The 23,144-nt window shown below is 44.7% G+C and carries 30 protein-coding genes; all 30 read right to left on the bottom strand.

The window, feature by feature from the left end:
- Positions 1 to 88 precede the first annotated feature (88 nt).
- The 30 genes from BFP77_RS07035 to BFP77_RS06900 all read right to left on the bottom strand — a co-directional run bounded on the left by BFP77_RS07035 (position 89) and on the right by BFP77_RS06900 (position 23,103).
- Positions 89 to 1,873 (bottom strand): PspC domain-containing protein, encoded by a 1,785-nt coding sequence (locus BFP77_RS07035; protein ID WP_099573335.1) that lies wholly within the window; start codon positions 1,871 to 1,873, stop codon positions 89 to 91.
- A 2-nt stretch (positions 1,874 to 1,875) separates the two neighbouring features.
- Positions 1,876 to 2,211, bottom strand: a complete 336-nt coding sequence (locus BFP77_RS07030; protein ID WP_099573348.1) for a PadR family transcriptional regulator — start codon at positions 2,209 to 2,211, stop codon at positions 1,876 to 1,878.
- A gap of 250 nt (positions 2,212 to 2,461) precedes the next feature.
- Positions 2,462 to 2,947 (bottom strand): nuclear transport factor 2 family protein, encoded by a 486-nt coding sequence (locus tag BFP77_RS07025; protein WP_099573334.1) that lies wholly within the window; start codon positions 2,945 to 2,947, stop codon positions 2,462 to 2,464.
- Complete coding sequence (locus BFP77_RS07020; RefSeq protein WP_099573333.1) at positions 2,947 to 3,429, bottom strand: DUF4870 domain-containing protein; 483 nt, start codon at positions 3,427 to 3,429, stop codon at positions 2,947 to 2,949. Before BFP77_RS07020 ends, BFP77_RS07025 begins: the two co-directional genes overlap by 1 nt.
- 239 nt (positions 3,430 to 3,668) lie before the next feature.
- The gene (locus BFP77_RS07015; RefSeq protein WP_180272324.1) at positions 3,669 to 4,256 is read right to left on the bottom strand and encodes a formyltransferase family protein; all 588 of its coding nucleotides are present in this window, start codon (positions 4,254 to 4,256) and stop codon (positions 3,669 to 3,671) included.
- Positions 4,257 to 4,315: 59 nt separating this feature from the next.
- Entirely contained in the window at positions 4,316 to 4,816 is a 501-nt protein-coding gene (locus tag BFP77_RS17120) for a GNAT family N-acetyltransferase (protein ID WP_218963460.1), read from the bottom strand.
- A complete protein-coding gene (locus BFP77_RS17115) occupies positions 4,756 to 5,445 on the bottom strand; it encodes a hypothetical protein (RefSeq protein WP_218963459.1) in 690 nt (229 codons plus the stop codon). The genes BFP77_RS17120 and BFP77_RS17115 overlap by 61 nt, the downstream gene beginning before the upstream one ends.
- Positions 5,442 to 5,579, bottom strand: a complete 138-nt coding sequence (locus BFP77_RS16955) for a hypothetical protein (protein ID WP_180272323.1) — start codon at positions 5,577 to 5,579, stop codon at positions 5,442 to 5,444. Before BFP77_RS16955 ends, BFP77_RS17115 begins: the two co-directional genes overlap by 4 nt.
- Before the next feature lie 115 nt (positions 5,580 to 5,694).
- Positions 5,695 to 6,564: a phage baseplate protein gene (locus tag BFP77_RS07005; RefSeq protein WP_099573331.1), complete on the bottom strand. Its 870-nt coding sequence runs from the start codon at positions 6,562 to 6,564 to the stop codon at positions 5,695 to 5,697.
- Positions 6,557 to 7,054, bottom strand: a complete 498-nt coding sequence (locus BFP77_RS07000) for a hypothetical protein (RefSeq protein ID WP_099573330.1) — start codon at positions 7,052 to 7,054, stop codon at positions 6,557 to 6,559. The genes BFP77_RS07005 and BFP77_RS07000 overlap by 8 nt, the downstream gene beginning before the upstream one ends.
- Positions 7,054 to 7,920: a hypothetical protein gene (locus BFP77_RS06995; RefSeq protein ID WP_099573329.1), complete on the bottom strand. Its 867-nt coding sequence runs from the start codon at positions 7,918 to 7,920 to the stop codon at positions 7,054 to 7,056. Before BFP77_RS06995 ends, BFP77_RS07000 begins: the two co-directional genes overlap by 1 nt.
- An 8-nt stretch (positions 7,921 to 7,928) precedes the next feature.
- Positions 7,929 to 8,510 (bottom strand): hypothetical protein, encoded by a 582-nt coding sequence (locus BFP77_RS06990; RefSeq protein WP_099573328.1) that lies wholly within the window; start codon positions 8,508 to 8,510, stop codon positions 7,929 to 7,931.
- Position 8,511: 1 nt separating this feature from the next.
- Complete coding sequence (locus tag BFP77_RS06985; RefSeq protein ID WP_099573327.1) at positions 8,512 to 8,766, bottom strand: hypothetical protein; 255 nt, start codon at positions 8,764 to 8,766, stop codon at positions 8,512 to 8,514.
- A gap of 11 nt (positions 8,767 to 8,777) precedes the next feature.
- Positions 8,778 to 10,418 (bottom strand): hypothetical protein, encoded by a 1,641-nt coding sequence (locus tag BFP77_RS06980; RefSeq protein ID WP_099573326.1) that lies wholly within the window; start codon positions 10,416 to 10,418, stop codon positions 8,778 to 8,780.
- Position 10,419: 1 nt separating this feature from the next.
- Complete coding sequence (locus BFP77_RS06975; RefSeq protein WP_099573325.1) at positions 10,420 to 12,336, bottom strand: fibronectin type III domain-containing protein; 1,917 nt, start codon at positions 12,334 to 12,336, stop codon at positions 10,420 to 10,422.
- The gene (locus BFP77_RS06970) at positions 12,333 to 12,656 is read right to left on the bottom strand and encodes a hypothetical protein (protein ID WP_099573324.1); all 324 of its coding nucleotides are present in this window, start codon (positions 12,654 to 12,656) and stop codon (positions 12,333 to 12,335) included. Before BFP77_RS06970 ends, BFP77_RS06975 begins: the two co-directional genes overlap by 4 nt.
- A complete protein-coding gene (locus BFP77_RS06965) occupies positions 12,653 to 13,318 on the bottom strand; it encodes a hypothetical protein (RefSeq protein ID WP_099573323.1) in 666 nt (221 codons plus the stop codon). Before BFP77_RS06965 ends, BFP77_RS06970 begins: the two co-directional genes overlap by 4 nt.
- Before the next feature lies 1 nt (position 13,319).
- Positions 13,320 to 13,601 carry a hypothetical protein gene (locus BFP77_RS06960; protein ID WP_143751870.1) on the bottom strand — a complete coding sequence of 94 codons (282 nt, stop codon included), beginning with the start codon at positions 13,599 to 13,601 and terminating at the stop codon, positions 13,320 to 13,322.
- A complete protein-coding gene (locus BFP77_RS06955) occupies positions 13,598 to 13,810 on the bottom strand; it encodes a hypothetical protein (protein WP_099573321.1) in 213 nt (70 codons plus the stop codon). The genes BFP77_RS06960 and BFP77_RS06955 overlap by 4 nt, the downstream gene beginning before the upstream one ends.
- Positions 13,811 to 13,852: 42 nt before the next feature.
- Complete coding sequence (locus BFP77_RS06950) at positions 13,853 to 14,332, bottom strand: hypothetical protein (RefSeq protein ID WP_099573320.1); 480 nt, start codon at positions 14,330 to 14,332, stop codon at positions 13,853 to 13,855.
- Positions 14,332 to 15,312, bottom strand: a complete 981-nt coding sequence (locus BFP77_RS06945) for a late control protein (RefSeq protein WP_099573319.1) — start codon at positions 15,310 to 15,312, stop codon at positions 14,332 to 14,334. The genes BFP77_RS06950 and BFP77_RS06945 overlap by 1 nt, the downstream gene beginning before the upstream one ends.
- Complete coding sequence (locus BFP77_RS06940; protein WP_099573318.1) at positions 15,312 to 15,902, bottom strand: DUF6046 domain-containing protein; 591 nt, start codon at positions 15,900 to 15,902, stop codon at positions 15,312 to 15,314. The genes BFP77_RS06945 and BFP77_RS06940 overlap by 1 nt, the downstream gene beginning before the upstream one ends.
- Positions 15,902 to 17,677 (bottom strand): tape measure protein, encoded by a 1,776-nt coding sequence (locus BFP77_RS06935; protein ID WP_143751869.1) that lies wholly within the window; start codon positions 17,675 to 17,677, stop codon positions 15,902 to 15,904. The genes BFP77_RS06940 and BFP77_RS06935 overlap by 1 nt, the downstream gene beginning before the upstream one ends.
- Positions 17,678 to 17,880: 203 nt before the next feature.
- Positions 17,881 to 18,288 carry a hypothetical protein gene (locus BFP77_RS06930; protein WP_099573316.1) on the bottom strand — a complete coding sequence of 136 codons (408 nt, stop codon included), beginning with the start codon at positions 18,286 to 18,288 and terminating at the stop codon, positions 17,881 to 17,883.
- A 79-nt stretch (positions 18,289 to 18,367) separates the two neighbouring features.
- Positions 18,368 to 18,781 carry a hypothetical protein gene (locus BFP77_RS06925; RefSeq protein WP_099573315.1) on the bottom strand — a complete coding sequence of 138 codons (414 nt, stop codon included), beginning with the start codon at positions 18,779 to 18,781 and terminating at the stop codon, positions 18,368 to 18,370.
- A 9-nt stretch (positions 18,782 to 18,790) separates the two neighbouring features.
- Positions 18,791 to 19,966 (bottom strand): DUF2586 family protein, encoded by a 1,176-nt coding sequence (locus BFP77_RS06920; RefSeq protein ID WP_099573314.1) that lies wholly within the window; start codon positions 19,964 to 19,966, stop codon positions 18,791 to 18,793.
- Between the two features lie 52 nt (positions 19,967 to 20,018).
- Entirely contained in the window at positions 20,019 to 20,525 is a 507-nt protein-coding gene (locus tag BFP77_RS06915) for a hypothetical protein (RefSeq protein ID WP_099573313.1), read from the bottom strand.
- Between the two features lie 11 nt (positions 20,526 to 20,536).
- Entirely contained in the window at positions 20,537 to 20,917 is a 381-nt protein-coding gene (locus BFP77_RS06910) for a M15 family metallopeptidase (RefSeq protein WP_099573312.1), read from the bottom strand.
- A gap of 101 nt (positions 20,918 to 21,018) precedes the next feature.
- Positions 21,019 to 21,930: a phage capsid protein gene (locus BFP77_RS06905; RefSeq protein WP_099573311.1), complete on the bottom strand. Its 912-nt coding sequence runs from the start codon at positions 21,928 to 21,930 to the stop codon at positions 21,019 to 21,021.
- A 3-nt stretch (positions 21,931 to 21,933) separates the two neighbouring features.
- On the bottom strand, positions 21,934 to 23,103 hold the full coding sequence (locus tag BFP77_RS06900; protein WP_099573310.1) for a Clp protease ClpP: 1,170 nt from the start codon (positions 23,101 to 23,103) through the stop codon (positions 21,934 to 21,936).
- Positions 23,104 to 23,144 lie beyond the last annotated feature (41 nt).

Raw genomic sequence — 23,144 nt, 5'->3', positions numbered from 1 at the left:
TTTAAGATTGATGTAAAACTCTTTATTTTTTTAATTTGATACGATTATAATGTACCCAGTTGTTGAAATAGAGCTATGAACCGTCACTTTACTGGTCGTCGTCCTTAGCTTTTATCTTTACGCCATTTTCGTCTAACTTCATTTTAAAGGACTCTCCGTTATCTTGCACATCGATATCGATGCCGTCTTCGTTGATAATGATTTTACCCATTTCTCCGTCTTCGTTGATGTTAATATCTATTCCGTTCTCGTTAATACGGATGCGATTATTTCCATCGCCATCCTCATAGTCTAGATTATCCGGACAATCCAAACATTCCAATTCTCCAGCGTCCGTCATTTTCCACACATAATCTTCTATGTCGTTCGTATCCCTGTCGGTATCTGCACGGAGCATCCAGCTACGAGAAGTACCGCTGTCATAGGTAAGTATTGTTCCTACGGGTATGTAAAGACTGGCCCGTACCTCCTGATCATTGAATTTGCTATCACCGGAGGTGGCGAGAAAATCGTTAAATTCGATGGTGTTCCCTTCCACTTGGTAGCTGTAATTTATTTTTTCCGCTATTTCCTTCGCCCTAGCAAAAGAAGGACCGTTAGCTTCCTTACGAATTTCCATTCGTAACAGGGAATCCTTGGACTTTTTCAGTCGTAATCTTACATCTCTGGAGACTAAAATTTTGTTCCCGTCATCATCGTGTGTAACGATCATATTGCCCATATGCATTTGATTGTCCCTGTCGTAATCATAAGCTACCAGGTTAATGTTCAAGGTATCGGACGGGTTTTCTACATAGATTTCACTTTCTGAAGTGGTACTGCCAGAGTAGGCGTGACTGGCCGCTTCACGAATGCCGAATACTACTAGAAGAATGATGGAAAGTAACCATAATCCCAATAAACTGAACTTGGCTATGTTGCCAATAGACTTTAAGTTGGTCACTAAAATCTTTAATCCTAAGTAAAGTAGGAAAAAGAACGGAATGCCAATAGCGAAGAAAGCCAGTAGAGATACCAACCAAATAGGTAGGTTACTAGAATTTACCACATTGTAAAAGTCTATTCCGGGAACATGTACCATATCCATGACGCCCACGGAAAGTAGCCCTATAAATAGACCAATTAGTGTAGAAGCTCCTATAATGATTAGTAGAATTCCAATGAACTTTCCAAAAATTTTGAAAAGGAACATGATGATATCCCCAAGCGTATCGAAAAATGTTTTGCCCCCTTTTTTGACGGTGTCGCCTACTTTATCGTAGTCCACACTTTTTACACGATCCGCAACGTCCTCAAAACCCTCTTTAACTTTACGCTCAATATTACTAATGTTTACCGCCTCACCGCGCATATCCAATTTCTGTGCAGTAGTGCTGGCCTCTGGAATCAATATCCATAGTAAACCATAAAGAAGTATAAATCCGCCACCCGAGCCAATGGTCAAAAAGACCCATAGGATTCTTACCCATAGCGGGTCAATACCTAAATAGTGTGCCAGACCGGAAGATACGCCGGCCACATATTTGTGCTCCGTGTCTCGATACAATTTTTTTACACGGGTCTGTTGCGCAGAAGTTTTGGACCTAGGTTCATCTTCAAAGATATCCTCATCCACCATATAATCTTCTGGTTGGCCCATAATGGCAATGACTTCGTCTACTTCTTTTTGTGTAATTACTTGCCTTTCGTTCTCTAATTTCTCATAGAAAAGTTCGGCAATACGAGCTTCAATATCCGCTAAGATTTCATCGCTTCCCGGTGTATTGGCAAAGGACCGTTTTACGGTTTCCAAATACCTTCGCATTTTGTTGTACGCATCTTCATCCATGTGAAAGAGCGTGTTCGCTAGATTAATATTTATCGTCTTGTTCATCGTTAGCTGTTTTTTGAGTTGGTTACCAGGTTAGTGGCTTTACGTAATTCGTCCCAGGTGGTATCCAATTCCTTAAGGAAAAGTTTACCGGTCTCTGTAAGTGTGTAATATTTTCTTGGTGGTCCGGAGGTAGATTCTTCCCAACGATAGTTTAGAAGACCTGCATTCTTTAGTCGTGTTAAGAGGGGATAAATGGTTCCCTCTACCACCAGCATTTTGGCGTCTTTTAGCGTTGATAGGATTTCGGAAGCATATTTGTCTTCTCCGTTTAGGATGGACAGTATGCAATACTCCAAAACTCCTTTCCGCATTTGCGCCTTTGTATTTTCTACATTCATAACGTCTTTTTGCTTTTTATGCAGCTTTCTTCTTTGTGGGGATTGCTCCTTGTTTTCTGTAATGGTCTGCATGGGTTAACGGTTCGTTTTTTGATTGATGAATAAACATTTGGCTCATGATTAGTGAGTTCCTGAAAAACGTTCAGGGCGTATTGATAATTTTAATCTTTTTGGTTCAGGTTGATGAATAAACTCCTTAGGTGTGATGAGTACCCAGATTTTAATTTCCTTTATACTGATGGTCATAACTTTATTCCCTCTTTATCCTCCATTGCGCATCTTCTTTCACCCATACATGGGTAAATTTGGCAATATCTCCCTTCTGATAAATTTTATCACCGTCCAGAGATTCAAAACGATGAACCCCGTACTGTATGGCTCCGTATAGTTCTTCGTCCTTGTAAAGTGGAAAAACTTTAAGACTGTTAGCGATTAGGATTCTTTTCGAAGGTTGCAATTCCTTAGGGTTCCTATTGGCACAATTTTCCTTCATAGGGTTTATAAAGGCGTCCCTACCTTCTGTTAATCCTCCCTTATCATGGTAGAATTCAAAGTCTTCTGTAAAAAGTTCCTCTAATAAAGGAGTGTTACAGGTGTCAAAGGCCGCTTGGAATAACAAGCTATCTTTTTGAGCCAACTGCTGGTGTAATTCTGAATCGGTAGCCATTTGGCCCATGGCCAAACTTGTAAAGAAGGCTACGATGATATATACGAGTGCTTTTAGTAAGTTGATCATTATTTTATGAATTTTATGGTTATCGGATATTGAAAGGTTTGTCCTTCATTAGTCCTAATAGTTGCTAGAATGGTGTACACGATATTTACTACGAACAGGGCTCCTTGTACCAAACCTGATATTCCTATGGGTAAAAGCCAAGAACCGAACCTAAAATCGTCACTGTCAAAATTTAGATTAAGATTGTTGTAACCATTTAGGTGATGAAATCCAAAATGGTCAAAATCAAAAATATTAGGTAAAAAACCAACAAAGAAGGGAATACTGATAATACCTAAGATGATAGAGTAGAGGAGCATACTTATCTGAAAATTCAAAGCTTGCTTTCCGTTATAATCTACAAACTCGTACTCTTTTTTATTCGCTGTCCATAATACCAATGGAATGATGAAGTTCCCGAAAGGAATAAAGAATTTAGAAAACGTGCTCGCATGTATGAGCGATGCTAAATTACGTTCGTGTTTTGTAAGTGATTCTGTCATGATTTGCTCGTTACTGTTGATTGATTTCTGTTACTGTGCTAAAACTAATTATATAGATAACCTAATAACTTCTTATGCAAATATATATCTAAAAGAAGGTACTATGCAACACATGGTACTAATAATTAACATAATATTAACATTTTATACTGTTGATTTAAATCAATATATAATCGGCAAATCGGATTGTGCCAGTTTTTAAATCGGAATGTGCCAGAAAATCAAGGCTTTCCAATGCCCTAAGTGCTGGGCGAGGCGTGTTGCTCTATCATTAGCAAGTCCGGTCGATATATATCTTTAATGTTGAGATTAGGCTCAAATGTACTAAATCTATTGTCTTGCGGATGCCTGATTATCTCTCCATTTAAAAGCAATTTAAACGCCATTTTAAAGAGTTTTAAACCCATTGGCAGTAATTCCTCATCCCACAGGCGTTTCGCCCCCTTCCTAGGCTTCAATCGATAATCGGGTGGTATAAAGCACCAATCCTGTATCATAATGTCGCCACGGTCAATCCCGGCGTTGAGCCAGTAGATTGAACCCCCGGTAATCGGGTCATTCATTCGTATGGCCCATTCTATGGATGACCTTCCCCTATGCCGGGGCAATAGGCTAGGGTGGTAACCAATCCACCCCAACTTAGGGATGTAGCGCACCTTTTTGCCTATATAATCAAATGAGTGGGCCGTTATACCTAAGTCACACATAGGCATGTTCATTTCATTAAGCGTACCGGCATTAATGATAGGTATGCTATTTAATGCTGCCAATTCGCCAAGGTATTTGTCCCCAAATGGGCAGCAAACCCCCACAACCTCAATATCCATGTGAAGGCATAGCCTTAGCACTTCTCTAGCAAAATACTTCTGTCCTGAAATAAATACTTTCATTTTCCAATGTATTTGAACGACTGCACGGCCCTAAAGTGACCCCCATAGCCAGCCGTCATTTTCCTTTTTGATCCAGGCATTCCTTTTCCGGTTTTCATAATCGATGCCCGACTTTTATTTTTATTGGTTCCAAAAAGTCGGGCGTTGGTTTGTTCCCATTCCTTGGCCCTCCTCAGGTAATTACATAACTGTGGGTGGCTCGTATGAAAGAACGTTGGGTATTTGTGGCCCTTTCTTCCTTCTCCCTCAAGGTGGTATTGCATCACCTCGTTAAGAAATCGGGTACCAACCCCAGCTCCTTGCCACTCCGGCATAACGACCAAGCGAGTTGCCCGGTAGGCATTCGCAGTAAACAATGGGCAAACGGCAACATGGCAGACCAACTCACCGTCTACAGTTCCCACAAAATACTCCGCCGCTGGAGGGTGTGGAAGGTCTAGATAATAATGCGCTTTAAAATACTTCCAGTAAGTGCCGTTGACCTTCCAAATTTCCAAGTTGATATCCGGTCGTTTTTGGACTTTTTTTTTACTTCGCCGGTTGCGGTATCATATACCCAATCCGGTTGCAGCCATTCAATGACATCATAGTGGCAGCTCAGGAGGACCACTTGGCCACCGGTGGAACGCCGCCAGCCTTTAGCAAAGGCAGCCGCTCCTATTTTGGCAATTTGCCTATCCACTACTGAAGTAAACTCGTCCACAATGGCCCTTTGTGGTGCTTCGCAGAGTAATCTTGCCATCGCCGCCCGGTATTGCTCCCCATTGCTGAGAACCTTAAAGGGCCGTAGCCATGAGGGAACGCTTCCAAGACCTACGGCAGATAAGGCACCGGTGACCTCGTCCAAACTTCCATCGGGTTTAATGTCATCGATGAGGGGCCGGTCAGGGTTCCAACCCTCTGAGGTATTCAATATGGGAACCTCTGGCCACAATTGTTTTCCCAAGGAGGTTTTCCCACTCCCTGAGGGACCAACGATCAAACCTATTTGCCAATCGTCACCCTCAATGGGCAACTCGGCCTCGCATCTCCATTCATGGCCGTTATCGGCATTAAAAAGGCTCTTTACCTTATTGGCCCTAAAACTGTCAAATTCCAGTGAGCTATGTTGTACATTAATTTTCATACGGATACTAATTTTAAATCTTTAAACCCCATTTTTTTAAGCTTTTCAAATGCTTTCTTTTGCTCGGCCTCGGTAGGTACCTTAACCACAACTGCATGTTGCTCTTTGTAATTGAATTTCCCTTTTTTCATCATATATTTGTTATCGACTAAAACAATAAAGCACGAGTGCGCCAAAGGCTTCCGCCCCCGGTGTGCATTCGTGCTTTCTTTATATGTTTTAGTCGACTTTAAGGAAACCGGGGGCTTTTTATACCCCCTTGTATTGAATATAGGCCAGTGTAAAGAATGGCGGTCTATTCTCATGGGGCTGGTTGCTCCCCTTGTTATTCGTGGTAATACTATGGCTGTGAGAACCTCCAGACTGTGTATTAAAGGTTCTTAAACCTTCGTCATTACCAGCAGTATTATTCGTCAATGATGGCCCGTCTCCACTTCCAAAACCATCCTCTCTAATTTGAAAACCGTGTGTGTGTGAACCGCTGGAGCTGGTGGAACCGGTATGGTTATGCTGGGGCATCTCGGCCTCCGTTAACGTATGTTGCTTTTCGCCTCCGGTTTTTCCAATGGCATTGTAATCCGTATCCCCCGGGTCATAGCCAACAATAAAACGACCGGTAAGGTCAACGGTACCATTAGCGCCATTGCACAAATACCATCCTGTTGGAATATTACCAATTGAACCAGCATACATAATAATCCCGTCAACGGGAGTTATGGCCTTTTGGACTTCGGTCATAGGCTTTACCCTTGGAAGGCTTGCCCATGCAACGGTATAGGAGCCACCGGTCCCAAATTCGGCGGTGCGTATATAATAGGCCGCTTTGCTATCGCCCAGACCGTCAGCTGGGTTAACGTCCTCCAAATAGGTAACGTTCTCCACATCCTCCGTAACCGTAACATTTGTCCCGACAGCTCCCCCGGCAAAACGTATGACCTCGCCATTGAGGACCATCCAACCGGCGGCGGCGTTTCCCCCTGTGACCTCACAGCCCTTGAGTATAAAGTCAGTTCCCCCAATATTGGAGAGCTGCGATACCTCGCCAATGATGGACTGTATCAACATTAAAAATTCATTATCTGCGGGGAATCCGTCCCCCTGGGCTACATACTTATCCATAGGTAACTGTATAGGTTTTATCGGGTAATCTGTAAAAATCAATCAAGGCCCTTAGGCGAATCATTTCGGCGGCTGAAATATTGAAACCGGTAGGTAGTACCACCGTAAAATCAACATCCAGTTTACCAAGGCTCTTGCGGTCATAGAAACGAATCGGCTGGGAATCTGCACGGTCAAAAAAGAAAACCGGTTTATCGTCCGCCCTATCATAGAAATACACAGGAAAGGTATAGATACCATCCTCAATGAATATCCTACGCTGTACCCGGTCAAAAGAATCGTTCAACACATTCTCAATGCTGAAGACCTGAGGCGTGTGGGCAAGTTTGTAATTGGTACGGTCCCTAAATTGCATAAATTCCTGGTGCAATTGAATTAGAGGCTCCACCATGCAAAATAACCAATGTAAAAAAGTGGCCTTTCTCCTTCTAATGGGAAGCATCTGGGTGACCAGCCTATAAAAATCGATATTGAAAATATTCTCGTACACTAACTTATGACGGTTTTTGCGGTAAAGTTGATGGTCAAGTTTACATCTGTGATTTCCATATACCCACTATTGGCCACAATAGTATTATCGATGGTCTGCCAATTGGCTGGGGTTTGGTAATTGCTCTCGGCGTTGGTAATGTAAGCCTCACGGTTAGAGCATCCTGAAAGTCCCTGAAGGATATCCTCTAGCTCGCTCACACTAAACTCGCCGTTAAATCTTAGATTCTTCAGGTAATCCCTCACGGCATCCTGTACCGGAGTATTATCGGTACCATCTATCCGGGTTCCCGTTTCGGTTAAAATCAAGGGGTCATAAAAGAAGTCGATTGTCAAACGTAAATCGTCCGGGTCATCACTAAAGACTTCCAACTTGGTACCGGCGGTCTTAATGCGTTTAAAATAATCCACAATACCCTGCTTTTGGGCATCCGGTAATTTGGCCAGCTCGCCGTCGACCTCGGTAGCACATTTTACAAAAAGAAAGGTCTGGTTGTTAATCTCCAGCTCTATAACGGCGGCTCTCTTTACAACAAGGGCGTCCGTTATTTCCTGCTCGGTATAGCCGTCATCAGAATAGATCAGGTCATCGTTCTGCTCAACCAAGGGATGCCCATGACGATACTCAAGGGCCTTTTTACGGTACCAAAGGTTTCTGAAAATCTTTTGATTGGCCAGCTGGTCATCCACCTCCAGTTGAAATATTCTAAAGAATTCATACACTACCCAAATCACAAAGGCGACCACATACGCCCAAAGGTTATAGGATGCTGTGGTACTGGTACTAGTTAAGCCGTTCAGGCTTTCGTACTCGGCCTTTTTGGCTAGGATTTGTTGTTTTATTTCGTCTACAGTGGGCGTGGCCATATGAGGTATTATTTATACTCCTTAAAAATTGCTATTTCCAACATGAAAATTTGTCCGTACCGGTCCCTCAGAGGGTTTACCGTAACCTTTCTGTTGATATCCGGCAAATCCCCAAAAGGAAGCTTAGTCATAAAATCAACGGTAATGGGTCTACCCAATTTGATGGCGGTCTGCTCCAGCTCCCTAATTTTACTGGAGAATTCCACACCGTAGAATTCCACATCGTTCTTATAATCCGATTTCTGAAACCCGAAAGGTTGCATAAAGTCTACATAATACGCTTGATTGATTGATAGGGCATTCCCCCTCAAGTCTTTCAAAATTCTTGGGTTGGCATATTGGTCCTCCAGCTGGTCAAAACGGATTTGGTTTTCCCGCAAGTCCTGTATCTCAAATTTCATGGTCACTATCTCCTTTTCCCTAGCAATCTCGTTAACCTTGAATACCTCAAGCTGGGCCTGATATTGGCGGGATTTATACCAGCCTATGGCCATAGTTGAAATACCGGTGGCAAATACAATAAGGACCCAACGTACAAAGAGCACCCGCTTATCCTTGGTAAGTTTCTCGTAAAAATCGTTTAAGGGCATTTTAATCTACTTTTTTATTTTCCCAATACCTTACAAAGAAGGCCCTAACAGCTTCAACCGCCAGCAACAAACAAATGCAGCCACTCATTACATAGCCATCGTTTTTATCCAAAAACAAAGGTTCCCTGTAGATAAGGGGTATGATAATTCTAAAAACCATATAGAACATAAGGACTACCCAGCACATGATTCTGAGTACCACTCGTATCCAAAAGCTGAAGGTCTTTTCCTTTAATGATTGTTTGATGTCTTCCATGTTACTTTGTTTTACCACCAAATAATGGTGTTATTCTTTTTTCCTTTGTTGGTTTGGTTGCCGGTTGCCGGGGCTGAACATGGTGCGCAACTTCCACCACAATCAATTCCAGTTTCATCCCCGTTTTGAATACCATCACTACAAGTTGGTGTTGGCGGTGGAACACTACCATCAACCAAACTGTTTACATAACCAAAAGTATCATCCCCCCAAGTAGCTTCTAAACTATTTGGAATACCATCACCATCACTATCTGCTTCTACGCCACTCATTCCATTAAGATTAGAATATCCTGTTCCGAAATAACTTACACTAGTAATATTTCCAGAAGTTAAACCTGTATGACCTGTATTAGATGCTAATTGATTAAACAATCTTGTGGTGGAAGCATCCCTATGTTGATAGGTACCAACAAAAGGAAAAACGTTTTCTTCAAGCGTATCACCATCATAAATAGCACTTCCATTGGCTATCATGGGCATGGAATAAGGTGTTAAAACTTGATAACTTTTAGATAAAGGTGTACTCATTCCATTTGCATAATCATCATTTCTTGAGGTGATTTCATTCCATACATCACCACCAGTGGTTCCTATAGGTCTATAAGCTGAATCATAATTATCTTCACTTACATAATATCTATTTGTTGAAGGGTTATCATCCATTACAATCCATCGTCTGGGTGAAGGAACGTTTGAAGGCCTTTGCCAAGTATTGCCAATAATATTAGCATGAATATAGGCCCCATCTTCATTATCATTAAAAATCAAGCCCCATGAATTAAGGTTAAAGCCGTGGTTGTTTACATATTCATAATTATGCAATCCACTTCTATTTGCAAACCTAAAAGGGGAAAGTGCCGGATTTCTTTGAACCGAATTAGCGAAAATATTATAAGCATAGGATTGATCGCGTCCATTGCCTTGCATAGTTTTGCCTCCGCTTCCCGGTTGATTAGACAAAGGTTCATTAAGAATAGACCATTGAACCGTAACATTATTGGAATCCGTAAAATCAACCGTTTCATCAGAAGTATAAGACATTTCCATGTGGTCGAATATAATATTGGTACCATAAGCAGCAGTAAAAGCATCACCACAACAATCCGGGTCATTCCAACTCCCTGTTCTAACCCTATAAAATCTGTGGATAGTATTACTTGCCGTTAAAAGATTAGGGCCACTCCAAGCGTGGGAACGCCTGATTGTAATTCCCTGTCCGCCATACCTAAATGCAGTTTGGCCGGCTACATAAACATTTGAAGCTATGCTTAAATAGCCATAGGCATCTTTATTGACATCAATATATCCGGCGACCTCAAAAACTACAATGGTATTGGGTTGGCTTGTGGCCCATCTAAAAGTTCCAGTTCCTGTGCCATCCGCCAAAGTGGTTACCTTTCTAACTTGGTAATCCGTAGGGAAAGTCCAATAAGCACCATAACCAACAGCACCGGGAAATACTTCACCCGCAAAAGGTTTTTCGGGCAAATTTTCATTTATAGTTAAAGGATTTACTGAAAATTGTATGGCGGGCGGTTGTCCATATATCACCTTTATTTTTTCAAGCTTAGGTCTTATTGAATCATTTTTGATTCGATTACCAAAAACTAAGCTTGAAACCAATAATAATACTAATGTTAATTTTTTCATCTTATAAGATTTGAACACCATCAACCCATACATCACTACTTGTTATAGAACCACTTACAGGGGTTACCAATGGTGCATCAGTGGTTGCGGTTCCTGTCATTTCTATTCTTTGCCAAATTCCATTTCCAGCGGTTCCATGAACGGTACTTTGTACAGATCCCGCAGTCCATCCATCAGCTTCAAACAATCTTGGGAAGTTATTACCAGTAGATCCGGCTTCCCTATATAGATAATATTCAAAAGTTACGGTTTGGCCAGATAATACCCCTGTAAGCGCAAATTTAGCTTGCGCACTACTTCCAGAAGTAGTAATATCCACCATAACAGCATGGGTTCCATTGTTTACAAAGGTGGTGGAAGCGTTTAAGGTACAGTTTGTAACAGCCGTAAATCCTGTAGTCGCAATTGCTTCATTATTAAGGTTGGCTGCGTTTGCATCCGTGTAGCCAGTTACACCGGAATCCGTACTTACTTCAAAATCTTCTGAATAAGTACCTCTATTACCACCTTTATCTACCGCACGAACGTTGTTACTGTAAACTGTGCTTGCGGCCCCTCCCGTGAAAGTGTAAGAAGTGCTTCCAGATATATAAATTGGCGTATCACCATCAATACTTAATTCATAATCTTCTATTTGCCCCACACTTGCAGAAGCTGGGTTCCATGTAATTGTATATCCCGTTTCTGAAACACCGGAACTGGCCAAGCCTTCAACAGTGCTTATTGAATATGGTTTAAATGCCGGTGAAATACTGTAAATGTTATCCGCTATTTTAAAAAAACCGTTTGCAATGGTAGAATCTGTATAAACTGGCCCACTAGGATGGCCATTACCCACAAAAATTACCCCGCTTGCGGGTGTAAAAACTTGAAAACTATCTATTTCAGTAGGTTGAAAAATAGCCCTTGAATTTATTGAAATACTGTTGTCAACTTCAAAATATGAGCTTTCATCATCAAAATTGAACTTCCCAAAATCAGATTGGGTAAGGGTTTTGGAGGTTCCGCCTAAATCGGCAGCGGTTAGGCCACCTGAGCCAGCCCCGACTCCTGCAATAGCAGCGTCTAAAGCCCCTTTATCTACTAAATCCGTATTAAGTACAGGTTCTCCAGTCTCGCTCAGAGAGTAAAGCAAAGTGTACCCCGTTCCGGCACTTGTAGTAGCTGTGTTCTGGAATAGAAACCTAAAACCATCGCTGCCCGAAGTTTTTACAAGTGACCATCTTTTACCACTAACACCGTCAGCTACCCCGTAGGCACTTCCGCTGTTAAATATATTGTAACTCGAATAGTAATTGATACCGCTCACCGTATTATTGCCAGTCCTCCTAAACAAAGCATCAAAAACGTTATCGGTCACGTCAACGGAAAATTCATTGGAGGATAGATTTAATCCGTTGCCGGCGGTGTAAGAACCCCCACCACTTGATTCCGGTATCTCAATCCAGTCCGTTCCATTATAGTACCTATATCTTTTAGAGATAGTATTAAAATAAATAACTCCTTCCCCGGGAGCGGGGTCTGAAGCCCTTGATAATATAGCATATCCTCCCGTGAACTGACCAGCAGAAGCAGTATTGGAGACCAATAGATTATCCGTGTCAATAGTACCACCATCAACTATGTCATTGGAATCCAAATTTATATTTCCGGTCATAGGCACACTACCATCCGCTAAGAAATCACCGGTACCGGCTCCAGAGCTAATAAAAGGCACCCAGCCTTGGTCATCCCTGCGGTTAATCACCTTGATTCCCAAATCGTCGTTATAGGCTTCATAGATGACATCCGTGCGGGTTGTATCTATAGCGTTGATTTCCGCTGTGGTCAATTTACCATAGCGCATATAATCCTTCTTGGATTGGGCATGTACTGAAAAACCCAAGATCAAAACAAGTATTAAAAGTGCTTTTTTCATTTTCCTTTTGCTAGTTTGAATTCGTCTATTTTAGTCTTCCCATCGGGGCTTGTAATTATTAGCTCACCGTTTTCGGCCTCCTTTGCTTTCAAAGTAGTTTCCTCAAGGGCCTTTATTTCTAGTTTCCGCTGGTCATCCCACTCCTTGGCGGTTCTGCCAAGGGTCTGAATCTGCCCCCTTAATTGATATTCCACATCCGTCAGCTCCATTTCACGGTCGGCCTTTATTTTTCTAAACTTCATCCAAACGATAAAGTACAGGGCCATGAGCGCAAAGGCATTCGCTCCTATTAGGTACATTATAGTCTCATTGTCTATCATGGGTTACTATCTATAAGGTTAAAATCCGTATTTGCCCAAGTACCGGGGTCGGCTATATCCGCTTTTGCGGTACAGTGAACAATCTCCCCACCGAAAAGGGAACCATCGCCACGACCTTTTACTTCCTCCCCAGCCTGTGGATATATTTCTGTATTTCCACTTTCCTTATACAACCGGTATCCCCTTACATAAATAATCACAGGGTTACCTTGCATGACGGCATCGCTCAGGGTGTTAATGCTATCCTGTAAGGCGTCCAAGAAGTCCTGAAGCCCATCGATATAGCCAATAGGCTCGCTTTCCGGTTTTACATATTGGGTAAGGGTATCCAGTTTGTTCTTTAGGGTAGTGGTAAAATCCTCTGTACTCAATTGCTTGCCGGTCACTTTATCCACCTTCCCGTCCAAGGCTCCCTGAAGCCCTGTTATCTTGCTAATAGGAAAGTTGGCGGGTTCCTGATACTGAGCAATCGTCGTGACTGTTTCGTTACCGTCACCGTCGACGGTGGTAAATTCCCAATCGGTCCCGTTTTGCGCTATGTTGGTCAATACCTGCCCATCGTCCTTGTGCCAAAAACTGGCCAAGATGTTTTCCCATTTGGTAATCATCACGGGGTCCGTGCAAGTGAGGTAGGCGAGTAATATGTTGAGTGCTTGCTTCATTTTAGGTAAAACATTTGCATAGGTTACATGGGTCGTTATTGTCTATTATTTCGGACTCTCCATCGGTAATGGCCGTAGCCGGGTAAATTTCCTTTTTGGAATAGAAGGCCGTAATCTCTGTCTTTGGGTTTTCAAATTCTACCTCCAGCAGTTCCGCACCTGGTACCAGCTCGTCCGTTAGGCTCTGGTCATTGTCCAAGGCCATTTGTACAGCTGCCTCCGGTCTTCCGTAGGTCTGTACCGCTAAATCGGTCATGCTCTGTTGTGGCCTAATCGCTATCATTGAATTATTCCTGTTACCGTTGCCGCTCCGGGCTGTACCCCGGGTACGTTTACCGTTCTAGTTACTACATAGCTCTCCACCGCATCCGCTATCTTTTGCGCAATTCGCTCTCTAGCTTGGTCAATGTTCTGTTTCTCGATTGGAGTGTCGCTCTCCGCATCGAATGCGCTCTTTATTTGATTCTTAAGCTCGGTCTTTGTAATTGCCATGTCTTTTTTCTCCTTTTTGTCACCCTGAGCGGAGTCGAGGGGCTATGCCTTTAAAATTGTATTTAAACGGTCTTTAATTGCCGTCGTTGCCGCTACGTTGATACTCGTCCCCTGAATCACTACGATTTTATTTACCTCGTCAATGAAATCATTGAGAACCGTTCTCAAATCCTCGTTACCTTTCTTCAGACGGAATCCGGTGGCATCTACATGAAGCTCCGTATTCTCAATCACGGCGTCCAAACTCTCCACCTCCCTTACGCTGCTTACCAACAATTGCTCCAGCTCGTTCCCAATCATGCTTACCAAGACCGTACTCCCCAGCTTGGGGTATATGACCACGGCCTTTGTCTCGTCCACCGTGGCGGTCAATCGAACGCCGGTATATTCAAAGCTCTCGAGGTCTTCCACCGTGACGGTCTTTTTGGTCTTGTCAACACTTTTGACCGTAGCCGGAAACGTATATTGACCCTTTGCCCTGAAGGCGGCCAAAGCTCTTTTTAGTTCTGCATCTAACCCCATCAGCTAACCTTGCTACTTAGTTCAACTTCCCTTCTTGCCCCGTTGGTACCAAAAGTGGTGACCACCTTGGGTATGAAATAACTACCGGTGCGCTCCGGGTAATTTTTGTCCCTTATTTCCACGTTCATACCTCTTGTGGCGTAGGGAATGAGGAAACCGGTAAGGGTTCCCTCGTACCCGTCATACTTCAGCTCGCTCAATTCGGCCTCGCCCAATTTCTTGAGGGTGGCCGTGTCGGTTACGTTGTATCTAAAGATGGTACGCTGCTCCCCGGTGGTATCCCCCACAATGACTTCTACTTTCGTATTGTCAGGGCGAACCCCGATAACCTTCAGATTGATTCGGACATCCTCGGCCCGTCTAAACTTCAGGTCATGCCCGGCTATGTTCCTATAAAGGTCATAGACCACCGTTTCCCCAATGTTCTTGGTCTGCCTAAGCCCCGCAAAGAGCTTCCCGTCATCGTCAATAAAAAGGTAGAGGCCGTAATTCTCCTTTATCTTTTCCAAGGCCTGTGCTCCGTTGACGTTCTTTAGGATAAACTGGTCAAAGTTTACCTCCGGAATGTCCCCGGCCAGCTCCAGCCCCGTATCGGCAACAATATGTTTAAGAACTTCCCTCAGCGTTGTCTTGCCAAAGTTTTTTGTTATCTGCTTTTGACGGACTTTGTAAATCACGTCCTCACATTCTATGGTCACGGTCGGTACGTTCGGTTTTACCCATCGCACAAACCCTTCAAACTCCACCTTTTCAAAGACCCCTAAATACCTTAGGGTAATTTTTACCGGTGTACCGGCTACGATTTCTCGTTCTATTTGACTCCTAAAAAAACCCACCTTTTTGTTTCCAAATAAGGCCGACATTGGAACCTCTATCTCTGCGGTATCACTAAGCAGGTCGACGCTCTTGGTAATCTTCACCCCCCTGACTTGCCTAAACTTGTATATACCCAATACTATCTCACAGTCCAGTACGAACATTACAGTAGGTTTAGGTCGGCGTTTTCTGATTCCTGTCCTAAAAGCAGCTCTACCCGATAATCATAATTGCTCACCGCATCGATATAGTAGCTTTGGCTATACGGTTTCCCCTTCATGTTGCCAAAACCATAATCCTTGATAACAATACTCCCTATCCTAAAAAGCGCAGCAAAGGCGTTGGTAAAACCCAACGGTTCTGCACGTTCGCAAACATCTATGATTTGCCTAACCTGCTCTTCAGGATATACTTTGTTGGCCGGGTCAATACAAAGGCCCTCAATCTTTATTTTATAGTCCTCCGCACTTATAAACTCCTTCACGGTTCCCTTGCGCTCCGAGCCTACAATGATGGTCTCCACAATGTTCTTTCTCCCGGAGATAGTTATCAATGGCTCGTTGGGCAAACGCACCCCGTCAATAGTGCAATCCATAAAAAAGGGTCGACCCAGCAAATCCTTTCCTAAGACGGCCCTGCCCAAGCGGTTAAGATTGGGGAGGTCCACATCCTCGAAGCCGAGCAAGGGATAAGGAAGCCCCACATAGTTGAAGGCCCCGGCGGTCAAGCTTCGTATGTTAAATTCATTTGCCATTATACCGGACTCGTTTGCATTTGGTTCGTACTATTGAGGACCCTTAGCAACATGCGCTTGAGTTCCTCCTCGCTCTGGGCCATGCCCTGAGATATATTTTGTGAGCTGATCGTGAAATTCTCCACCAGCTTATCAAAGGTTACGGTAATGTTGGTCTGTCTAGCACCGCCACCGTTAATGGCATTGATTCCATTGGTCACTGCATCGCCCAAGCCCGTCCCGCCTCCGTCTCCGGTGGCACCGTCAGTAGTAGAAGACGGGGAACTTGGATTTACTAATTTTTCTAAACCGGTACCCTCAAGCATCGAGGCCAGAAAACCTTTCTTTTTATTTTTAGCGGCCTGCGCCATTCCCTTACCAAAGGCAGTTGCCGAGGCCATACCAGCGGCGGCGGCATCTTTTTTGAAGTTCTCGAGACTACCTTTTCCTATACCGGTCAAATTTTTGAGGGCTTCCCCTCCAGAGGCTATCCCCTTTTTAAAGTCCCCATTCCAAAAATGTAGGAAGGTGGTACCTAAGCCCTTAACCCCCTCTATAAGTTGGATAACACGGTCTGTTACAAAATTTTTAATGGCGGTTCCAAAGCCTTTGAGCAAGGCCCACGATGCGTCTACCGCACCACGAAACCATCCTAATTGATTGTAGGCATAAGTAAATGCAGCCGCTAAAGCCATAATCCCCAACAGCACAAAACCGATAGGGTTCGCAGCCATGGCCGCATTTAGGGACCATTGTTTTATAGTAAGAAGCGTGGTCCAAAGGGACTGTATCTTTAATCCCATGGCCAAGGCGAAGGAGGCCGTTTTCCATGCCACCAAGCCACCGACCACGAGGCCTATGTTGTCTGCTAGTAATCCAAATATCCAAGAATCTTTAACCCATGTGAATAAGTCGCCAACGTATGAGGTAAGAATGGGTAGGTAATCAATGGCCGTAATTCCCCACTCTAAAAATTTTGAGAGATAAGGAAGTAGCTTTAATCCTAATTGCATGCCGAATTGCTGAAGCTTCCCCATAAAGGTTGAGAATCGACCACTAAAGGACTTACTCAATTTTTCCATCATGTTATAGAAGGGGCCTCCCTTACTTGTGGCTCTTGCGAAAGCTCTCTCGACCTCACCAGCACTAACTGCTCCTTCCTCCATTCGCTTTTTTACTTGTGCAATGGACTCCCCGGTGGCCTCTGCAATGAATTTTAAAGGGTTGAAACCGGCATTAATCATTTGGTTCAAATCCTGACCCATCAATCTACCCGCAGAGGACATTTGCGAATAGGCTAAGGTCATTGAATTTAAGCGCTCCTTGTTTCCTCTGGAGACATCTCCCAACATGGATAAAATAGGAAGTACCCTTTCATGGGCAACCCCAAAACCTAGAAGGGTTTCGGTATTTTTTTGAAGGTCTCGATTATTATAAGGAGTGGCATTAGCAAACCTGTTGATTTGCTGTATAAGGCTGTCCGCCTTTTGAGCTGAGCCCAACATTGTTTCAAAGCTAATCCTAGTACTTTCGGATTCGGCTCCAAGATTGATGATTCCACGTACTGTTTGACCGACCGAAAAAGCCAATCCCAAACGGCTGGCCATGCCCAGCAGACCGCCCCAAGTGGAGGTCAATCTTTTGGAAGCCCTGTCCGCCTTATGAATATTGACGGTCATGTTTTCCACTTGCTGGTTCACCTTCACAAAAGTAGACCTACCCTTGGCCCCAATCTTGGAGAGCTTGGAGGACATTAGGTCCTTCGCCAAAAATGTATATGTGTAGGTTCCTGCCACCGGTATCTTTTAATTTGGGTTTAACCCTTATTTAAAGAGGGCATTGATTTCCTTGCCCTCCTGTTTTCTTATATCCTGAAGCTGTGCAAACTTCAAGGCCCATGCTTCGTCGCTCAGGGTACTTGGGTCGATGCCCAAATGGTACTCGAGCAGGGTATCGATATAGGCGATGGGGTTTGCCTTTATACTTCCGTCGGTACCCTCTAAAACTTTTTTAGCTCTGCCGTGCTGGTCTCCAGAATTTGCTCTATTTGCTCGGTCACCCCGTAGAAATAGAAGTCATCATCTATGATTTCCATATCTCCTTCCAAAAAGCCGCTTCTAAGAACTTGCTCTGCCATCTCCAAAATGTTCCCCTGGGCTACTTGGGTGGCGTACTTCATTTGGTCCCGGCTAGGGCGTTTTACCCAACAGGCCTTATCGCCGCTTGTGATATGGAATACCTCCTTGAGCTTATGGGCTTTCTTCAGCTCTTCGGCCTTGGCCTTTAGGGCTTCCTCAACCGACTGTACCTCCTCGCTATCAACTTTTATATTCTTGATGCCCTCGGTTGTTTCCTGAAGTTCCTCTCCAGTGAAATTTTCTTTTGCTCCGTCTACTACTTTTTTCATGGTGCCACTTGATTTTTTACCTTGGATGCGCCCCTCCTGTTACCGGAGGGGTACACCGCTCTTCTCTCTTTTGGTTTTGCTATACTACTTCCCTGCCCAAGAATATAATGGGGAGGGTAATCTCTTGAAATTTATCGCCCTGCTTCATGTTCCTAGGGTCCTCTGTAAACTCCACACCCTTCAAGATGTGGGTTACGATATTTGCCCCGGTCTTTGGAACATAGGCAACGGTTACGCTAAAGCCGTCCAAATCGGTCAGGTCTTGGTCATCCCGCAACTGGCGTTGAATGGCCTCCACCTCGCTTTGCAATAACATTAGGTTCCCCTCATAGGTCTTGTTACCACTTTGAATGCTGTGCGGATTTTCGCCCCTACCATGTACAGGCTCCTTATCTTTTTTGGCGGTATATTCCACGCCTCGTGCGCCTATCAATACCCTCCCAAAAAGGGCTATCTCTACATTGGCCCACGCAAATTCCTTACTGTTGAACATGGTCTTTTATTAATCGGTTAAACTTGTGGTAAATCCTAAATCGATGGTAATGGTCTCAGAGTATCCTACCGGCAGCACTTGAAGCGTAACCGTTAGCTCGCTGGTACCCAAAATATCCTGATCGGGGTCAATGGTCGCCTTTACGCCGCTAATCTCTCCGTTGGCGGTCATCTGTAGGTTGATGGCCCTCTCGATATCCGCTTTCCAGTTACCTATAATAGCGGGGCTAATCTTTCCGGTTTCCTCTAGTGGAATCTCCTCAAGGATATTGTCGCTAAAGACGCTGGCGGCTATTAAGGAGGCTTTGTCAATAACAGCTACTTTTTCTACACGGTTCAAGTCATCGTCCTCCTCCGTGAAGGTGTGGCTCTTACCGAAGAAATAACCGCTCTTACCGGGTACGACATACATAACGATGTACCCTTTTGTGGAGATGTTCCCCAAGACGGCCTCTTTACCGTCAATGGCGGTATCATCCGTTAGGTCGGCAGTAGTAATGGGTAAGGCCCCATCACGCACACGACCGGCGGCACGTTGTACCGGTGTCGCAGCCTTACGCCCCAAAAAGAGACCTACGGCGGCATTCTTGCCACCGGTACCGCAAATGATACCGGACACCCTGTTAAGGCTGGCCGTTTTATAATCCTTCAGGTCCGCCTCGGTGCCGTTGAAGTCCTTCACGTCCACCAAAACTTGCATGTTCTGGTATTTGGATACGTACAGCTCCGCCAACACTTGGGCTTTTACAGCGGCGGCATCAACATCCTCGTCAACCCCATTGGCCACGGTGATACCGGCGGCACTTTTTCGGCTAACGCCTAAATATCTGATAGTGCCTTGGGCCGCATCCAATAAGGTAGGGCCAAAAGCCAAATCCTTATCTACCATGTCCTCCATGGTTACCGTGCTGGCCACAAGCATAATCCACAAAGTGGCACCCGTTAGGGCCTCGGAGTAAAAATCCTTGATTTGCTTGTGTGGGTAGTCGTTGGAACCCGCTGCCACGATACCAATAGCCTCGGCATCCTTTAGGCTCGTGAGCTTGTAGGCATTGCCTATGGTCACATTCCCGGCACCGGCCACGGTAACCCCCGTGACAATAAGGCCGCAAATACTGTCCGCAGTTTGGGCGGATTGCCCTAACTGGTCATTGTTTATGATGATTTTTACCTTGGGTAATGACATGGTGTCCTAAGTTTTATTTGGATGAATGAATTTTGATACTTCCGGGATCAGTCTAAAGATGATACCCCCAATGACCAACCACTTTACCAAGGCCAACCAATCGGGACGCCGTTTGCGCTCCTCTTGTAAGGTCTGCTCCAGTATCGTAATGGTTTCCTTCAGGTGGGTTATCGTTTCCTTGTAGATGGGTACCGCCTGCTCCAGCTCCTCGCAATGGCAAGTAGCCTCCAATTGGTTCCCAAGGCGTTGGATGGATAACGTCGCCGCCCCAACTGATTTCGTAAGGGGTAACCGCTCCTTGAGGTCCGTTATCTGAGTAGATAAAAATGCTGAGTCCGCCTTCCGTATAATCATTAAGCTGTCTATCACTTTCGATGTGGAAAAGATGGAGTCCTTCGTGGTCGTTTGTGATTTGGATTGCGTTACTATCGGTTTGGAGGTCCGGCAGCTCCACAAAAGGAGTAGCGAACATATCAGCGGAGTTAATGATTTCATCTGCTTGGGCGTTTGTTGTGAAAAAGAGTCCCAGGATCAGGACGAGTGATAAAATATGTTTCATAGTGCTTTGTATTAGTCTCTCATTTCATAATGAGGGGTATCAATGGTCTTTTTAAAGTTTCCTCCCCAACGGTTGTCCGGGTGGAGGCTTTCCCAATAGTCCCCCAGCTCTTGGAGGTACTCCTTTTTGTAGGTAAGGTCTGCGCCCCCGTTCAAAAAGTGGTTAAAGTCGACGGCCAGTCTTTTTAAGTGTTGCCCGTCCATAGTCCATGATTTTCTAGATACCTTGGCCAGCATTCCCTTAATAAAGGTGAGCCCCTTATAGTATAGGTATTGTTGGTCTTGGGTTCTGAAGGCATCCCCAAACGTTAAGAGTATTCCCATCTCGTTCGCCTTTAAAATGAGCTTGGCTATGTTCAGGGTAAAAATTTGCTGCTTGGTAGATAATTTCATGGTGCCTTTTTGTAATTAATCCGTTCTAGACGGCCCTCAAGGGGATGGAGCTACCTCTCGGCTAAGAGCGGAGAGGTCAGCCCCCCTTTATAAATCTTAGGTTATGCGCCTACCGTCTCAACGATATTCACAACTCCTTTTCCGTCAGTTCTTGCGGCAAGGCCTCCAGCTCTTGTCACGGCGGACATTTTAGAACCGTACAATTCGGCATCGTCCACGTTCAAGAATACCTTGGAGCTTCCATGCGCATGGCGCACAAAGTCCTTGTTCCACAATAGCGCACCGGCGCAATCCGTAGCGGCGGTCGTGGCTGAGCCATAAGCCCTGATGGTGGCTCCTGTAGTAAAGATGTTCACCTTACTACGCACATACCAATCCACGCCTAAGAATCTTCCCACGGTTCCTTCAACTAAAGGTTTGGCCCTATTAAAGTCGCTGGATTTTACTTCAGGGATCAATAACATATCCTCCAACATAGCCGGAGTCAAAAGACCGCATCTACCGTCTAATGGAATATCGCCCTCGTTCATTAACCTTAGACCGGCTTGGATATCGGAAAGGATTAAACGCTTACGGGTACCGGTTCCAGAAGGAACTCCACTAACTGCCCTGTCATCCCCATTGGTTCTAACAGAGGCCACGTTGGCACTACCTCCCCAAGCGGCAGCCATATAATTTGCTACTGCGGTGTTTAAGGCTTTTACATGCTCCTCAAGGATGCTGGCACGCTTGTCATAGCTTACCAATAAGGCCTCGGAGTACTGCAACCAAGTTGGGTCCGTAGAGAACTCGTGCAATTTGTACTCGCTAGGAGTATCGGCCCTTTTGGCGGCCACACCTTTGGTGGTTCTGTCCACCTCCACGGTTGGGATGGTCCCTACGTGAGGTAATTGAACGCTATCGGCATTTACAAAGGCCGAGTCGTTCTTGGACATTTTGTAGAACTCATTCGCAGGGAATAGGTTCTTGCTTAAATCGGCACTAAATGCCCTAATCAATAATTCTGCTGCCATGGTCTACTTGTTATCAAAATATGCGTTAAACAATTGCGTGAATTTCGCAGGCTCCTTTTCCTTCATGGTCAATAAAGCCTGTGGGTCGTTCATCTCATACCAATGGTAATCCTTCTCGGTAGTAGCTTGGTTTTGAACATTCCCTTTACCGGTTACCACCTCGCCAATGAAGTTTTTGGCGGCAGCGGCTCCGTGGTCGCCTTCAGCTCCGGAAGCCTTTGAGGCTATCAATGCCTCGGCAGCGGATTTTGCGCTTTCATGGTTCGAAGCAAATAGCCCGTTCCACGCCTCTTTTTGGTCCTCCTTGATGAACTCGCCATCGACCAACTTTGCGACCAAGCTATCAGCTTCAGTCTTTTTTTGTGCTTTGACCGTTGTCTCAAGGGCTTCAAACTTTGGTTTGAAAGCTGCATCTACCTTAAGCCCCTTGACGGCGGCCACGATATCTGCACCCTTTTCAAGGCCAAGAACATTTTCCAATTGCTCTTGCAGTTGACTCATTTGTGTATCTGGATTTTGATTATGTACTAGGTGGGTTTCAAAGAAGTTGTACACTTCCTCCGGGCTGGTGACGTTCTTGGGCATTTTGCCGTTTACCTTGCTTTCGCTGATAATACCTACCAACCCTAATTTTTTGGCCTCTGGGCCTTTAATGTAATGGTCCTTGCCATCCATCCATTTAGCGGCCACCTCCTCGGTGGTCATTCCGGTACGCTTGGCCAGTATATTGACCATATCGTCCTCATAGCTTTGAATCATATCGGCTGCCTGCTTCACATCGTCCGCAGTTCCATAGGCACCGCCACGGGCCTTGTGGTTCATAAGCCTTGCCATGTTGCCCATAGCTAGACTATCCTTTGGGATGGCCATGGAGATAATACTCCCCATACTGGCCGCAAGCCCCTCGATTTTTCCGGTAATGGTCACCTTTCCCTCGGCGACAGCATCTACAATAGCGTTATAGATTGGAATCCCCTCCGTAATACTGCCGCCGTAGAGGTTAGTGATATTAATTGCTATTTCATTGTGCTTGGATAAAAGGGCGTTGAACGTTTCCAAGAAGGTAGCCGCTTTAAAGGAGTTGCTGCTATCGAAGGAGGTAATGTATCCCGTTAAGGTCATTGTGGCCTTTTTATTGGATTTGTCCTCGTTGACTACCGTGTAATTGTTCATGCCGTTTCGCTAATTCGTTGAGACAAATTTGAAGCGTTTTT

It is taken from the genome of Maribacter sp. 4U21 (assembly GCF_002742365.1).
Classification (GTDB): Bacteria; Bacteroidota; Bacteroidia; order Flavobacteriales; family Flavobacteriaceae; genus Maribacter.
The sequence above is the reverse complement of the archived record's forward strand: the minus strand, read 5'-3'. Positions and strand labels throughout refer to the sequence as shown.

What these genes read in the sequence shown, in the direction of transcription:
- BFP77_RS06950 (WP_099573320.1), bottom strand. Translation starts at nt 14,332, where the DNA reads ATGGGGTTAGATGCAGAACTAAAAAGAGCTTTGGCCGCCTTCAGGGCA.
- BFP77_RS07020 (WP_099573333.1), bottom strand. Translation starts at nt 3,429, where the DNA reads ATGACAGAATCACTTACAAAACACGAACGTAATTTAGCATCGCTCATA.
- BFP77_RS06940 (WP_099573318.1), bottom strand. Translation starts at nt 15,902, where the DNA reads ATGGCAAATGAATTTAACATACGAAGCTTGACCGCCGGGGCCTTCAAC.
- BFP77_RS07015 (WP_180272324.1), bottom strand. Translation starts at nt 4,256, where the DNA reads ATGGATATTGAGGTTGTGGGGGTTTGCTGCCCATTTGGGGACAAATAC.
- BFP77_RS06905 (WP_099573311.1), bottom strand. Translation starts at nt 21,930, where the DNA reads ATGGCAGCAGAATTATTGATTAGGGCATTTAGTGCCGATTTAAGCAAG.
- BFP77_RS07030 (WP_099573348.1), bottom strand. Translation starts at nt 2,211, where the DNA reads ATGAATGTAGAAAATACAAAGGCGCAAATGCGGAAAGGAGTTTTGGAG.
- BFP77_RS06930 (WP_099573316.1), bottom strand. Translation starts at nt 18,288, where the DNA reads ATGAAAAAAGTAGTAGACGGAGCAAAAGAAAATTTCACTGGAGAGGAA.
- BFP77_RS16955 (WP_180272323.1), bottom strand. Translation starts at nt 5,579, where the DNA reads ATGATGAAAAAAGGGAAATTCAATTACAAAGAGCAACATGCAGTTGTG.
- BFP77_RS06925 (WP_099573315.1), bottom strand. Translation starts at nt 18,781, where the DNA reads ATGTTCAACAGTAAGGAATTTGCGTGGGCCAATGTAGAGATAGCCCTT.
- BFP77_RS06910 (WP_099573312.1), bottom strand. Translation starts at nt 20,917, where the DNA reads ATGAAATTATCTACCAAGCAGCAAATTTTTACCCTGAACATAGCCAAG.
- BFP77_RS06915 (WP_099573313.1), bottom strand. Translation starts at nt 20,525, where the DNA reads ATGAAACATATTTTATCACTCGTCCTGATCCTGGGACTCTTTTTCACA.
- BFP77_RS07025 (WP_099573334.1), bottom strand. Translation starts at nt 2,947, where the DNA reads ATGATCAACTTACTAAAAGCACTCGTATATATCATCGTAGCCTTCTTT.
- BFP77_RS06995 (WP_099573329.1), bottom strand. Translation starts at nt 7,920, where the DNA reads ATGGCCACGCCCACTGTAGACGAAATAAAACAACAAATCCTAGCCAAA.
- BFP77_RS06955 (WP_099573321.1), bottom strand. Translation starts at nt 13,810, where the DNA reads ATGGCAATTACAAAGACCGAGCTTAAGAATCAAATAAAGAGCGCATTC.
- BFP77_RS17115 (WP_218963459.1), bottom strand. Translation starts at nt 5,445, where the DNA reads ATGAAAATTAATGTACAACATAGCTCACTGGAATTTGACAGTTTTAGG.
- BFP77_RS06980 (WP_099573326.1), bottom strand. Translation starts at nt 10,418, where the DNA reads ATGAAAAAATTAACATTAGTATTATTATTGGTTTCAAGCTTAGTTTTT.
- BFP77_RS06970 (WP_099573324.1), bottom strand. Translation starts at nt 12,656, where the DNA reads ATGATAGACAATGAGACTATAATGTACCTAATAGGAGCGAATGCCTTT.
- BFP77_RS06920 (WP_099573314.1), bottom strand. Translation starts at nt 19,966, where the DNA reads ATGTCATTACCCAAGGTAAAAATCATCATAAACAATGACCAGTTAGGG.
- BFP77_RS06975 (WP_099573325.1), bottom strand. Translation starts at nt 12,336, where the DNA reads ATGAAAAAAGCACTTTTAATACTTGTTTTGATCTTGGGTTTTTCAGTA.
- BFP77_RS06960 (WP_143751870.1), bottom strand. Translation starts at nt 13,601, where the DNA reads ATGATAGCGATTAGGCCACAACAGAGCATGACCGATTTAGCGGTACAG.
- BFP77_RS07005 (WP_099573331.1), bottom strand. Translation starts at nt 6,564, where the DNA reads ATGGATAAGTATGTAGCCCAGGGGGACGGATTCCCCGCAGATAATGAA.
- BFP77_RS06900 (WP_099573310.1), bottom strand. Translation starts at nt 23,103, where the DNA reads ATGAACAATTACACGGTAGTCAACGAGGACAAATCCAATAAAAAGGCC.
- BFP77_RS06965 (WP_099573323.1), bottom strand. Translation starts at nt 13,318, where the DNA reads ATGAAGCAAGCACTCAACATATTACTCGCCTACCTCACTTGCACGGAC.
- BFP77_RS06945 (WP_099573319.1), bottom strand. Translation starts at nt 15,312, where the DNA reads ATGTTCGTACTGGACTGTGAGATAGTATTGGGTATATACAAGTTTAGG.
- BFP77_RS07035 (WP_099573335.1), bottom strand. Translation starts at nt 1,873, where the DNA reads ATGAACAAGACGATAAATATTAATCTAGCGAACACGCTCTTTCACATG.
- BFP77_RS06985 (WP_099573327.1), bottom strand. Translation starts at nt 8,766, where the DNA reads ATGGAAGACATCAAACAATCATTAAAGGAAAAGACCTTCAGCTTTTGG.
- BFP77_RS06990 (WP_099573328.1), bottom strand. Translation starts at nt 8,510, where the DNA reads ATGCCCTTAAACGATTTTTACGAGAAACTTACCAAGGATAAGCGGGTG.